This window comes from Pseudomonas sp. FEMGT703P, from assembly GCF_002786345.1.
Lineage (GTDB): Bacteria > Pseudomonadota > Gammaproteobacteria > Pseudomonadales > Pseudomonadaceae > Aquipseudomonas > Aquipseudomonas peli.
In genome coordinates this window covers 391,637-404,352 of record NZ_PGCM01000010.1, presented here as the reverse complement: position 1 = coordinate 404,352, position 12,716 = coordinate 391,637, and the positions used below count along the sequence as shown (strand labels likewise).

The following is a 12,716-nucleotide window of genomic DNA, read 5'->3' as shown; positions in this document are numbered from 1 at the left end:
CGGAGCAGCCAGAACACCATGGACACGCGGCAAAAGCTGTACAGCATCATCTTCCACACCGACACCCCAGCCGGGCAGCGATTCGACCGTTACCTGCTGCTGACCATCATGGCCAGTCTGGTGGTGGTGATGCTCGACAGCATCGACAGCGTGCACAGCCAGTACTCGCCACTGCTGGCAGGTATTGAATGGGGCTTTACCGCACTGTTCGCCATCGAATACGTGGTGCGCCTGTACTGCTCGCCAAAACCGCTGCGCTACGCTTTCAGCTTCTTCGGCCTGATTGACCTGCTGGCAATTCTGCCGGGCATCCTCGCTCTGTTCTACGCCGACGCGCAGTACCTGCTGATCATCCGGGTGATCCGCATGCTGCGGGTGTTCCGCGTGCTCAAGCTCAGCCCGTATCTACGTCAAGCCAACTTCCTGCTCACCGCGCTGCGCGGCAGCAAGCAGAAGATCATCGTGTTCTTCGCCTGCATCGCCACCATGGTTACGGTGTTCGGCACCCTGATGTACGTGATCGAAGGGCCCGCGCACGGCTTTACCAGCATTCCCAAGGGCATTTACTGGGCGGTGGTTACGCTGACTACCGTCGGCTTCGGCGATATCGTGCCGAAAACCCCGCTGGGCCAGGCGCTGTCGACCCTGGTGATGATCACCGGTTACTCGATCATCGCCGTGCCCACCGGCATCTTCACCGCCGAACTGGCTAACGCCATGCGCGGCGGCGACGAACTGATTCACGACTGCCCAAGCTGCGCGAAAAACACCCACGAACACGGCGCCGCCTTCTGCACCCGCTGCGGCAACCCGCTGTTTCCGCGGCAGGTCGACAAACCTGAGTAATCTCGGCCAATAAAAAACCGCAGCGAGCTGCGGTTTTTTATGCGTTCTCAGTTAACTCAGCCACGTTCGATTGGCGTAGAAGTCAGCTCAAAGGGGCTGTTGCTGCGGCGCTGGTTGCGGTCTTCGCGCGGGGTGGCGCCGAAGAAGTTGCGGTAGGCGCTGGAGAAATGCGGGCCGGAAGAAAAGCCGCAGGACAGGCCGATCTGGATGATCGATTTGCTGGTCTGCATCAGCAACTGGCGGGCCTTGTTTAGACGCAGCTCCAGGTAGTACTGGCTGGGAACGCGATTGAGGTACTGCTTGAAGATCCGTTCCAGCTGGCGGCGCGATACGCAGACATGCTGGGCAATTTCGTCGGTGGTCAGCGGCTCTTCGATATTGGCTTCCATCAGCAACACGGCCTGAGTCAGCTTGGGGTGGCTGGAGCCCAGACGGTTCTGCAGCGGAATCCGCTGACGTTCGCCGCCTTCGCGGATACGCTCGACTACCAACTCCTCGGATACCGCACCGGCCAATTCGGCACCGTGGTCACGGGCGAGCAAGGCCAGCAGCAGATCCAGCACGGCCAAACCGCCACAGGCGGTCAAGCGATCACGGTCCCAGTCGAACAAATGGCTGGTGGCGATGACCTTGGGGAAGCGTTCAGTGAAATCATCCTGCCAGCGCCAGTGCACCGAAGCACGGTAGCCATCGAGCAGGCCCAGTTGCGCCAACGGATAAACCCCCGCGGCAATCGCGCCGATCACGCAACCGCCGCGCACCAGCTGCTTGAGCGCGCCGGAAAGCGCTACGGGCATCGGTCCTGGTGGTTCATCGGCCAGCAGAAAAAGCTTCTGGCAACCTTCCAGCTTGCCCACCCAGGATTCCCCCGGTAGCCGCCACGCGCCTTCAAGCGGCGCTTCGGCCTGCAAGAACACCAGCTCATAGACCACCTCGGGGTGGACGCGCTGGGCAACGCGCAGCGCTTCTTCCGCCAAAGCCAGGGTCAGGGGCTTGGTGGTGGGCCAAAGCAGGAAGCCAATTCGGTGCGCATTCATGGGGGGGCAGTTTAGGCTCTGTTGGCGATTATGGGCATAGCGTGGGTGCGTGCAGATGTTGCCGCGGGTTATTTGAGACTGCCAGAGAGGAACTGCTGCAAGCGCTCGGATTGCGGATTGGCCAACACTTCTCTCGGGCAGCCGCGCTCTTCCACCACACCTTTGTGGAGGAACACCAACTGGTTGGAGACTTCACGGGCAAAGCCCATTTCGTGGGTCACCACGACCATGGTGCGACCTTCCTGGGCCAGGTCCTGCATGACTTTCAGCACTTCACCCACCAGTTCCGGGTCCAGCGCCGAGGTCGGCTCATCAAACAGCATCACCTCAGGTTCCATGGCCAGGGCGCGGGCAATCGCTACACGCTGCTGCTCGCCGCCGCTCATGTGCGCCGGATAGGCATCTTTACGATGAGCCACGCCAACTTTGTTCAGGTAGTGCTCGGCCTTTTCCAGGGCTTCCTTCTTGCTCATGCCGAGTACGTGCACCGGCGCTTCCATGACGTTTTCCAGGGCGCTCATATGCGACCACAGATTGAAGTGCTGAAACACCATGGACAGGCGCGAGCGCATGCGCTGCAGCTGCTTGGGATCGGCAGCTTTCAGGCCACCGTCCTTGTTGGCCACCAGTTTCAGCTCTTCGTTGTTGAGCAGAATCTTGCCGCCGTGGGGCTGTTCCAGCAGGTTGATGCAACGCAGGAAGGTACTCTTGCCCGAGCCGCTGGAGCCGATGATGCTGATCACATCGCCGGCCTTGGCCGCCAGTGACACGCCCTTCAATACTTCGTGGCTGCCGTAGCGCTTGTGCAGATCCTGAACTTCAAGTTTGTACATGGTTTCCACTCTCTTGAATCAGTCGCTGAGCAAGCGACCCTGGCGAATAGGGGTACGACCGGCCACTTTAGCCAGCCACAAACCGGGCTGAGCAAAACGCAACCGCTCGCGCGCATAGAGCACACCATCTGTAACGGCACAGACAGTTGTGTGGCGATCGTCCAGCGGATCGATCACTTCAAACAATGGGTCGCCGGCCTTAACCCACGCGCCCACCGGTTGCAGAAAACTCACCACCCCAGCATGTGGGGCATAGGCGTATTGCGCACCATCAAATGGCGTGGCATCGCAGCTTTCAGCAGGTGCGGGCGGCCAGTCACCGGCAATCAGGCCCTGCTCGGCAAGGAACGCCAAAATGCTTTCGGCGCTGGCTTCGGCTTCTGGTTTGCCAGTATCGGCCATGCCACCCAGCTCAACGGTTACTGCTAGACAGGCCAGCGGCACAGCGGCCTGGGGGAAATGCCGGGCTAAGTGAACCCAAGGCAAAGCGCAGGCTTCATCGAATGAACTGCCGCCGGAATCCTCGACGGTCAGCGCCGCCCCGGCCTGCAGGCGTGCAGCCAGCGAGCGCAGTTGCGGCCACTGCTGCGGCAGCAGGTACAGGTGCACTGCTGCATCAAAATCACAATGCAGATCAAGCACCACATCGGCATCGCAGGCATGTTTTAGCAACAATCGCTGCATGCCTTGCAGTTCTGATCCGGCGGGTGGCAAAGCTTCCAACGCAGCTTGCATGGCGGCGCGAATCAGCCGCACATTGCTCGGGCCATCACTGCCTAGGCAGCCTTCCAGCGCTGGCGCGATAGCAGCAGCCAAGCCAAAAAAGTCGCGGTTGAAGTTCTTCCCGCTGGCCATTTCAAAACGGCCTTGATGGGTCGCCTGGAACATTTGCCCCAAACCAATCGGGTTGGCCACCGGCACCAGCTCGATCACCCCAGTCAGCCGCCCCTGGGCTTCCAGCTGACGCAAGCGGCGCTTGAGTTCCACCGCCACGCGCATCCCAGGCAGTTCGTCAGCATGCAGCGAGGCCTGAATGTAGGCCTTGCACGGACCCTGACCGAAACGGAATACGCTCACGTGGCGTTCGGTGCCGGGGCAGCCCCAGGGCAGTGGATGATCGATACGCTGCATGCTCTCTTCCTCAGGCCTTACGCGGGGCCAGGTAAGCCAGCCAGCGGCGTTCGGCCAGCTTGAACAGGCGTACGAGGATAAAGGTCAGGCACAGGTAGAACAGACCGGCAGTGATAAACGCCTCGAACGGCAGGTAATACTGCGAGCTGACGGTACGTGCAGCGCCGGTGATGTCGATCAGGGTAACGATCGAGGCCAGCGACGTGGTGTGCAGCATCATGATCACTTCGTTGCTGTACTGCGGCAGTGCGCGGCGCAGGGCCGACGGCAGCAGGATGCGGCGGTACAGTTTGAAGCGCGACATACCCATGGCCTTGGCGGCTTCAATCTCGCCATGCGGCGTGGCTTTCAGGCTGCCAGCGAGAATCTCCGCACTGTAGGCACTGGTGTTGATAGCAAACGCCAGGCAGGCGCAGAAGGTGGCGCTGGAAAAGTACGGCCACAACACGCTCTCACGGACGGCCTCGAACTGCGCCAGGCCGTAATAGATGAGAAACAGCTGCACCAGCATGGGTGTACCGCGAATCACGTAGGTGTACAGCCAAGCTGGAAAGTTGACCAGAGGCGACTTGGAGACGCGCATCAAGCCCAAAGGAATGGCCAGGGCCAAGCCGCACGCCAGGGAAATCAGCAGAATTTTCAGGGTGACGCCCACTCCGCTGATGTACAGCGGCAGGTTTTCCCAGATTACGGTGTAGTCAAAAATCATCGCTGCGCTCCCCGCTTACAGATCAGCGGCTTTAATGCCGACCGAGTAACGTTTTTCCAGGTAACGCAAAGCCAGCAGCGACACGCTGGTCAGCACCAGGTACAGGGCCGCTACGGCCAAGTAGAAGGTGAAGGGCTCGCGGGTCGCATCGGCGGCACTTTTCGCCTTGAACATCATGTCCTGCAGACCCACCACGGAAATCAGCGCGGTAGCCTTGGTCAACACCAGCCAGTTGTTGGTAAACCCAGGAATGGCGAAGCGAATCATCTGCGGCACCAGGATGCGGAAGAACACCTGCATGCCATTCATGCCATACGCCGCGCCTGCTTCAGCCTGCCCTTTGGGGATGGCCATAAAGGCGCCGCGGAAAGTCTCCGACAGGTAAGCACCAAAGATAAAACCCATGGTGAACACGCCAGCAATAAAGGGGTTGATATCGATGTAATCGTCGTAGCCGAGCATCGGTGCCAAACGGTTAACCATGTCCTGACCGCCATAGAAGATCAGCAGGATCAGCACCAGATCGGGAATCCCGCGGATCACCGTGGCGTAGGTTTCGCCCAGCAGCGCCAGCCACTTGATCGGCGACAGGCGAAACGCCGCGCCCAGCAGCCCCAAGACAATGGCCACGGCCATCGAAGTCAGCGCCAGAATCAGGGTGAGCCATGCACCTTCGAGAATTGTCGAGCCGTAGCCGTTGAGCATGCTCTGGTTACCTCATGCAAGCGCCAGGCGGCGCCAGGAAGCACAACAAGAAAGTAGCGCAGGCCTACAGGCTGCGGGCTTGCGCCACTTTGAGTGAAGACGACTCGGTCAGGAAAATCAGTCGCCGTAGACGTTGAAGTCGAAGTACTTGTCCTGCACTTCCTTGTACTTGCCGTTGGCACGGATGGCCAGGATGGCAGCGCTGATTTTGTCAGCCAGGGCCTTGTCGCCTTTGCGCACGGCAATACCAGCGCCCATGCCGATGTATTTCTCGTCGGCGAAGTCTGGGCCTACCAGGGCGAAGCCTTTACCGGCGTCAGTCTTGATAAAGCCATCGTCGATGTTGACGACGTCAGCAAAGGTGGCGTCCAAACGACCGGAGGTCAGGTCGAGGAAGGCTTCGTTCTGCGAGCTGTAACGCACGATTTCGACACCGGCAGGTGCGAAGATATCGGTGGCGTAGCGATCGTAGGTGGAGGCGCGCTGTACGCCGACTTTTTTGCCTTTCAGATCCACCAGCGGGTCGTTGATCACGGTGCCGGCCTTCATCGCCAACTTGCCTGGGGTCTGGTAGTACTTGCCGCTGAAATCAACCGATTTCAGGCGATCTTCGGTGATGCTCATCGAAGAGAGTACGGCGTCGAACTTGCGTACTTTCAGGGCTGGGATCAGGCCGTCGAACTCCTGCTCGATCCATTTGCATTCCACTTTCATCTCTTCGCACAGAGCGATGCCGATGTCGTAGTCGAAACCGCTAATGGCACCATCAGCCGTTTTGAAGGCGAACGGCGGGTAAGCCGCTTCGATACCGATACGCAGAGGCTTGGCGTCTTCAGCCATGGTCAACGGCGACAGCATGGACAGCGCCAGAGCGCCGAGAAGTGCAATCTTCTTCATTGTGTGACTCCTTCGAATGGGAATGGCATCGGTTGGCAGAGATTGTTCGGGTGTGCATCCAGCCTTGCATGAATTGTAGTGAGTCACCGCCAAGCTGCGCGCTACGCAGGCGCCGGACGGCCCCAGCCGGGTGAGCGGCATTCTAGCGACAGCTCGGAAGTCGATATTTCTTCAATGCGACAAGTAATTACAAAAGGCCAGGACGGGTATAGCGAGGATATTGACAGCCCCTGAAATTTATGCAGAGACAGAAAAGACAGTTAACCATTGATTAAAGCAATTAACGCGCCCAGTTTTAACAAGGCCTTTATTTACCTGGCCTGGTGGCAGTTTTTATTTCTACAGCCGCAGCGAACGACGCGCCATCTTGGCGCAAAACGTTCCCGCACACCCCATAAAAGTGCGCGTTGTTACACCCGAGTGACAACGAAATACCCAGATGAAAATCGATAATGCCGCACAAAGTACAACGCCCTGCCCGGCTTGTGGCCGAAACAGGGCGTTGTTTACAGGCGTTGCAACCGAAGTCAGGCAGCCTGCATCTCGCGGTGAGTGTCGATAAGGTGCTGCACCACGCCAGGATCGGCCAGCGTGGAGATATCGCCGAGCGCATCGTATTCGGCGGTTGCGATCTTGCGCAGGATACGGCGCATGATCTTGCCCGAGCGGGTTTTCGGCAGGCCTGGGGCCCACTGAATCACGTCCGGTGAGGCAATCGGGCCGATTTCCTTGCGCACCCAGTTTTTCAACTCCTGGCGCAATTGTTCGGACGGCTGCTCGCCACCATTCAAGGTGACGTAGACATAGATGCCCTGCCCTTTGATGTCATGCGGCACGCCAACCACGGCGGCCTCAGCGACTTTCGGGTGAGCCACCATGGCGCTTTCGATTTCGGCGGTGCCCATACGGTGGCCGGACACGTTCAACACGTCGTCGACACGGCCGGTAATCCAGTAGTAACCGTCCTCGTCACGGCGCGCACCGTCGCCGGTGAAGTACATGCCCTTGAAGGTCTTGAAGTAGGTGTCGACGAAACGGTCGTGGTCGCCGTACAGGGTACGTGCCTGGCCCGGCCAGGAATCGATGATCACCAGGTTGCCTTCGGCAGCGCCCTCGACGAGGTTGCCGAGGTTATCCACCAGCGCCGGCTGCACGCCGAAGAACGGACGGGTCGCTGAGCCCGGCTTAAGTGCAGTAGCACCCGGCAACGGGCTGATCAGGATGCCGCCGGTTTCGGTCTGCCACCAGGTATCGACAATCGGGCAACGCTCTTTGCCGACAGTCTTGTAGTACCAGTTCCAGGCTTCCGGGTTGATCGGCTCGCCGACCGACCCCAGCAGACGTAGGCTGGAGCCATCGGCACCGGCAACCGCCGCTTCACCCTGGGCCATCATCGCGCGGATCGCTGTCGGTGCGGTGTAGAGGATATTGACCTTATGCTTGTCGATGATCTTCGACACCCGGGTAATGTCCGGATAGTTCGGGATGCCTTCGAACAGCAGCGTGGTCGCGCCATTGGCCAGCGGGCCGTAGACGATATAGCTGTGGCCGGTGACCCAGCCCACGTCAGCGGTGCACCAGTAGATGTCGCCCGGTTTGTAGTCGAACACCCGCTCATGGGTCAGCGCGGCATACACCAGGTAGCCGCCCGTGGTGTGCTGCACGCCTTTCGGCTTACCGGTGGAGCCGGAGGTGTAGAGGATAAACAGCGCTTCCTCGGCGCCCATTTCCTTCGGCGCACAATGGCTGGACGCCACGGCCATCAGGTCTTCGTACCAGATGTCACGGTGCTGGTTCCACTTGATCGGGCTACCGGTGCGCTTGCACACGATGACCTTCTGCACACTGCTGGTTTCCGGGTTAGTCAGCGCGTCGTCGACGTTGGCTTTAAGCGGAGTTTTCTTGCCGCCGCGCAGGCCTTCATCGGCGGTAATCACCACCTTGGATTGGCAGTCGATGATGCGGCCGGCCAGTGCTTCCGGGGAGAAACCGCCGAACACCACCGAGTGGATCGCGCCGATACGGGTACAGGCCAGCATCGCCATCACCGCCTGCGGAATCATCGGCATATAAATAGTCACTACGTCACCGCGGTGCACGTCCTGGCCGCGCAGGGCGTTGGCGAACTTACACACCTGTTCGTGCAGCTGACGGTAGGTGATTTCCTCGTGCTCGGACGGATCATCGCCTTCCCAGATGATCGCCACCTGATCGCCACGTTCTTCCAGGTGACGGTCCAGGCAGTTGTAGGAAACGTTAAGGGTGCCATCGGCAAACCACTTGATATCGACGTGGTGATCGTCGAAAGAGGTCTGCTTGACCTTGGTGAACGGCTTGATCCAGTCCAGGCGCTGGGCCTGCTCACGCCAGAAACCGTCAGGGTTGATCACCGACTGCTGGTACATGGCTTTATAGGTGGCTTCATCAGTCAGCGACTGGGCCACCACCTCAGGGCGCACGGGATACAAGGACGCAGCACTCATCAGAAACACCTCGGTGGGTAGTTGTAGTTCTATGGGCCATTTTGTAGCCAGGACCCCACCTTTGAGCCATTCGACCATGGTCTTAACGCTCTACGACCATGGTTGCAGACGTTTTCCAGGCAAAAAATTGCCGGGAGCAATTTTTAACGTCGCGGAGCGACGGCCCACAGGATGGCGGCCAGGGATGGCACGCCACAAAAACGCCAGGAGCGTTTTTGCGCGCAAGCCCCGTCGGGGGAGAAGCACATGGATGTGCTGAACATAAAAAAAGGCGGTCATCTGACCGCCTACCCAAATCATTCCAGGGAGAGGAATGGAGAAACGCTTGCATCCAAACCACGCAGGATTGGAACGCCGCCACTTTCGCCCAGCACGCTGCGCTGCACTATTGCACCTTGGTCGTAGGCTGCGGTGTACTCGCCTGCCTGGCACTCAACGCAACAAACCAGGGCTCCAGGCGACGACCGAAGGCGACTTCGGCACTAAACAGCTTCTGATAACCCGAGTAGTCGACGCCTTGCTGCTCAGCTTGCTGGGGCAGGCTGTCGAACGTTGCATGCCAGCGATGCGGCAGATTGAGGCTCTGCACCCCTGGGGTTTCGGCCGAACCGCCGAGCTGCCAGGTCCAGCGCTGGTTATCCGGGCGCGGATCATCGCCCTCTCCATCCCAGTCAGTCGCTACGCTGCTGGCCTGCACCTCGATGATGCTGCGCACAATGGCGTAGCGCGCACGATCAGGGTAACGCTCGCGCAATGCCTGCTGATCCATCCCGACATCGACTACCAGCAAGCGAGTGGCGCGGTGCTGCTCATAGTTCAGCGCATTAGCAGCATGCTGAGCCGCCTCGCGCAACTCCTTGCTGTCCGGCACAGACTTCTGCAGGCGCAGGGCTTCTGCATGGGCGGCAACCTGCAGCGCCACTTCACGCTGATAGGCCGGGCCATCGAGCTCCAACACCAACAGTGCATCACGGTCCAGCTGACGACGGTAACGCCGCACAGTCTGCTCGTTAAGCTCAGTGGGCACCTGGAAGCCCAGCTCGGCCATCTTTTCGGCGCTGATCGACGGGTAGTAGTGGTCATCATCCGCCTGGCTCGGCCAGCGGTAATCAAGACGCAGCGCCAAGCTGCTGTTGTCCTTGCGCCAATAGGCGTAGGTCGCGCCCAGCTCGCGCTCGGACAGTTGTAGGCGGCTGTCCTCAGGCTCCTGGCGATTCCAGGCCACGCCCGCCAGGACAATGGCGTTAACCAGCCCGATCAGCAGCAGCCCGGCAATCAGATAACGCGCACGCACGCTGCTCATTGCCCACCTCCCAGCAAACCGTGTCGGCTACGCAAGCGCCGCAGCACCAGCAGAATCAGCACCGCACTCAAACCCAGTACCAGGAAGAACAGGTACTTGGGCATGCTCTCCCACCACCAGTCGAACAGCTTGGTGTAGAGAAAAATCACAAAGAAACTCAGCCCGGTGTTCACCACATCCGCCCAGCCACGGCGCACACCCAACCAGATCACCAGGGCGGCGAGGATAAAGCTGCCAATCTGGTAGGTATTCTCGATGTACTCGGGCGAATAATCGAAGTAACTGCCCGCGCCCCAATGCGACAACACCAGTACCGGCACAAATACCCCAAGCAGGCCAAATACACGATAGATCACCGCAAAGCCGTCAAAACGGCGCTGATTAATCAGCAGCGGCACCGCGAAGATCAGGAGCGCCGGCAGGATGAAATTCTCCGGCCGCTGGGCAAAACCCAGCCAGTAGATGCCGTCCCAACTGCCAATCCGCGCCGCAACAAAAGCCAGCAGACAGCTCAGCCCGGCCGCCAACAGCAGACGCGCACCACAGGCATAAGCCAGCAGCAGAGCGTAGAGCGCCCAAGGCAGCAAAGCGTTGTTCGAGGGAGTGATATTGAAGATCTGCCCAAGCATGACTATGTTCAGCACAAAGCAGGTAAACGCCACCAACGCCGCCAGCTTGCTGAAATAGCCCGAGCTATCGAGGCGTTGCACCCACAGTGTCAGACCAAACGAAGCGATGCTCGCGGTCAGCAGAATCGCCACCTGGCTCTGAGTCCCGAACAGCCCCCAGAACTGGTAGAACAGGAAAAACACACTGGCCGCCAACGCCAGCGCGCCGAGAAACGAGGCAATGCGCATGCCCAGCGACAGCTGCCGAGCCTGGATGTCATGATCGATATCAAAAGCCGCCAAATAGCTGTTAAGCAATTGCTGCTGGTAGCCATGCAGACTGGCGCGCTGGCTGTCACTCAGGTTCAACACCTGCTCCGCCTCAAGGCGCGCCAACTCACGGTTGAAAACACCGATGTCATCGGCACGTTGCTGGGCATCACTGCGGTTTATATTCGGCATGGCAATCCTTGCGGCGGGTCCATCAGGTCATAGTCTGATCAGCACACTCTAGCGCTAAATTTTAGGCGATGGGCTGACCCGCAGAAGGTTCGTAACTGCGAACAGCTCTTGCAGCTAAAGGCCCTACTCCTTACCCAACCCGTGCTGACGCAGCTTGTTGGCAATCGTGGTGTGTGACACGCCAAGACGCTTACCTAACTGACGGCTGCTGGGATGGTCATGGAACAGACGCTCCAGCACGGCTTTCTCAAAGCGCCCGAGAATCTCGTCCAGCCCACCTTCCACCGAGAACTCGCCCAGCGGCTGCGGCGCGCCGTAGTCCGGCAGGCGGATATGCTCGCCCTTGACCACCCCGCCGTCACACAGTGAAACGGCTTGAAACAGCACGTTCTCCAGTTGGCGCACGTTGCCCGGCCAGTGGTAATGGCTGAGTTTGTCCAGCACTTGCGGTGCGAGTTTGGGCAGCGGGCAACCGATCTGCCGACTGGCCTGATCGAGAAAGTGCTCCACCAGCGGCGGCAGGCCATCCAGGCATTCGCGCAGCGGCGGAATATGCAGGCTGAGCACGTTGAGGCGATGGTAAAGATCTTTGCGAAACTCAGCTTTCGCGCATAACTCGGACAGATCGACCTGGGTGGCGCAAATCACCCGCACATCTAGGTACACCTCTTCATCACTGCCCACCCGGCGGAAGCAGCCATCCTGCAGAAAGCGCAGCAGCTTGGCCTGTAGGCGCGGGCTCATCTCGCCGACACCATCGAGAAACAGCGTGCCGCCAGCGGTCAGCTCGAGCAGGCCGAGTTTGCCTTCAGGCCGCGCGCCTTCGAAAGCTCCGGGGCCGTAGCCGAACAGCTCGGTTTCGGCCATGGATTCCGGCAGACCGGCGCAGTTCAGCGCCATAAACGGCGACTGCCCACGCGGGCTGGCCAGGTGGCAGGCGCGAGCCAGTAGCTCTTTGCCGGTGCCGGTTTCGCCCTCGATCAGCAACGGCGCATCTAGCGGTGCCATCCGCCGCGCTTCGCGCACTACAGCGGCCATTACCTTGGAGCTCTGAAAGATCGAATCGAAGCCACGCAGTTCCTGCTTGCGCACGTTGTAGATGCGCTCGCCCACTCGATCCGCGCGGTGCAGGGTCAACACCGCGCCGGCCATGGCATCACTCTCCTCATGCTCGGTTTGCAGCGGTGCGATATCGGCGAGAAACACATCGCCCTTCACTTTCACCCGCAGCCCATTGATCCGCGACTTATTGGCGCGCACCAGTTCGGGCAGGTCGAAATCCTCGGCGTAGCGTGACAACGGAATACCCGGCACTTCATCCACCCGCACGCCCAAGAGCTGCGCGGCGCTGCGATTGGCAGCGACAATTGAGCCGCCCATATCAATCGACAACACCGGGAAATCCAGCGCACCGAGCAAGGCATTCAACTCCAGATGCCGGCGCTCGCTGGGCATTAGACCCACACGCTTAACGCCGAACACCCCGGAAATCGCCTCGAATTTTGGCCGCAGCGATTGGAACTGCAGGTTGATCAGGTTCGGGCAATGCAAGTAGATGGCGTTGCCCTGCTCACCACCGACTTCGCCACGGGCGACGTTGATGCCGTATTCGACCAGCAGGTTGAGGATGTCGCGCAGGATGCCAATTCGGTTCTGGCAGTGGACTTTGATACGCATGGCAGGGCTCTTATGGGTCTTGTTA

General features: G+C 59.6%; 11 protein-coding genes. 1 reads left to right on the top strand and 10 read right to left on the bottom strand.

Translation table 11 applies throughout. The features are described from left to right. Positions 1-18: 18 nt before the first annotated feature. Positions 19-846, top strand: a complete 828-nt coding sequence (locus tag CUR33_RS15440; protein ID WP_289240219.1) for an ion transporter — start codon at positions 19-21, stop codon at positions 844-846. 56 nt (positions 847-902) lie between these two features. On the opposite strand, the gene argR is transcribed toward CUR33_RS15440, so the two are convergent. The 10 genes from argR to CUR33_RS15390 form a co-directional block, all read right to left on the bottom strand. Beyond that, entirely contained in the window at positions 903-1,883 is a 981-nt protein-coding gene (gene argR, locus CUR33_RS15435) for a transcriptional regulator ArgR (RefSeq protein WP_289240218.1), read from the bottom strand. Between the two features lie 68 nt (positions 1,884-1,951). Further along, positions 1,952-2,716, bottom strand: coding sequence for an ABC transporter ATP-binding protein (locus tag CUR33_RS15430; RefSeq protein WP_160087080.1), 765 nt, complete (start codon positions 2,714-2,716; stop codon positions 1,952-1,954). 18 nt (positions 2,717-2,734) lie between these two features. Beyond that, positions 2,735-3,847 (bottom strand): succinylglutamate desuccinylase/aspartoacylase family protein, encoded by a 1,113-nt coding sequence (locus tag CUR33_RS15425; protein ID WP_160087082.1) that lies wholly within the window; start codon positions 3,845-3,847, stop codon positions 2,735-2,737. Between the two features lie 10 nt (positions 3,848-3,857). Continuing rightward, positions 3,858-4,556 (bottom strand): ABC transporter permease, encoded by a 699-nt coding sequence (locus tag CUR33_RS15420; RefSeq protein ID WP_090253536.1) that lies wholly within the window; start codon positions 4,554-4,556, stop codon positions 3,858-3,860. Positions 4,557-4,571: 15 nt separating this feature from the next. Further along, positions 4,572-5,261 (bottom strand): ABC transporter permease, encoded by a 690-nt coding sequence (locus tag CUR33_RS15415; protein ID WP_170048877.1) that lies wholly within the window; start codon positions 5,259-5,261, stop codon positions 4,572-4,574. Positions 5,262-5,378: 117 nt separating this feature from the next. Continuing rightward, entirely contained in the window at positions 5,379-6,158 is a 780-nt protein-coding gene (locus tag CUR33_RS15410; RefSeq protein ID WP_090253532.1) for an ABC transporter substrate-binding protein, read from the bottom strand. A gap of 527 nt (positions 6,159-6,685) precedes the next feature. After that, entirely contained in the window at positions 6,686-8,641 is a 1,956-nt protein-coding gene (gene acs, locus CUR33_RS15405) for an acetate--CoA ligase (RefSeq protein ID WP_289240217.1), read from the bottom strand. Between the two features lie 385 nt (positions 8,642-9,026). Then, the gene (locus CUR33_RS15400) at positions 9,027-9,944 is read right to left on the bottom strand and encodes a DUF4824 family protein (protein ID WP_289240216.1); all 918 of its coding nucleotides are present in this window, start codon (positions 9,942-9,944) and stop codon (positions 9,027-9,029) included. Further along, entirely contained in the window at positions 9,941-11,014 is a 1,074-nt protein-coding gene (locus CUR33_RS15395) for a DUF2157 domain-containing protein (RefSeq protein WP_289240215.1), read from the bottom strand. The genes CUR33_RS15400 and CUR33_RS15395 overlap by 4 nt, the downstream gene beginning before the upstream one ends. Positions 11,015-11,137: 123 nt before the next feature. Beyond that, positions 11,138-12,691, bottom strand: coding sequence for a sigma-54-dependent transcriptional regulator (locus CUR33_RS15390; RefSeq protein WP_090253525.1), 1,554 nt, complete (start codon positions 12,689-12,691; stop codon positions 11,138-11,140). Positions 12,692-12,716 lie beyond the last annotated feature (25 nt).

Bases quoted from the DNA above. Each gene is read 5' to 3' on its own strand.
- CUR33_RS15440 (WP_289240219.1), top strand. From the start codon at position 19: ATGGACACGCGGCAAAAGCTGTACAGCATCATCTTCCACACCGACACC.
- argR (WP_289240218.1), bottom strand. From the start codon at position 1,883: ATGAATGCGCACCGAATTGGCTTCCTGCTTTGGCCCACCACCAAGCCC.
- CUR33_RS15430 (WP_160087080.1), bottom strand. From the start codon at position 2,716: ATGTACAAACTTGAAGTTCAGGATCTGCACAAGCGCTACGGCAGCCAC.
- CUR33_RS15425 (WP_160087082.1), bottom strand. From the start codon at position 3,847: ATGCAGCGTATCGATCATCCACTGCCCTGGGGCTGCCCCGGCACCGAA.
- CUR33_RS15420 (WP_090253536.1), bottom strand. From the start codon at position 4,556: ATGATTTTTGACTACACCGTAATCTGGGAAAACCTGCCGCTGTACATC.
- CUR33_RS15415 (WP_170048877.1), bottom strand. From the start codon at position 5,261: ATGCTCAACGGCTACGGCTCGACAATTCTCGAAGGTGCATGGCTCACC.
- CUR33_RS15410 (WP_090253532.1), bottom strand. From the start codon at position 6,158: ATGAAGAAGATTGCACTTCTCGGCGCTCTGGCGCTGTCCATGCTGTCG.
- acs (WP_289240217.1), bottom strand. From the start codon at position 8,641: ATGAGTGCTGCGTCCTTGTATCCCGTGCGCCCTGAGGTGGTGGCCCAG.
- CUR33_RS15400 (WP_289240216.1), bottom strand. From the start codon at position 9,944: ATGAGCAGCGTGCGTGCGCGTTATCTGATTGCCGGGCTGCTGCTGATC.
- CUR33_RS15395 (WP_289240215.1), bottom strand. From the start codon at position 11,014: ATGCCGAATATAAACCGCAGTGATGCCCAGCAACGTGCCGATGACATC.
- CUR33_RS15390 (WP_090253525.1), bottom strand. From the start codon at position 12,691: ATGCGTATCAAAGTCCACTGCCAGAACCGAATTGGCATCCTGCGCGAC.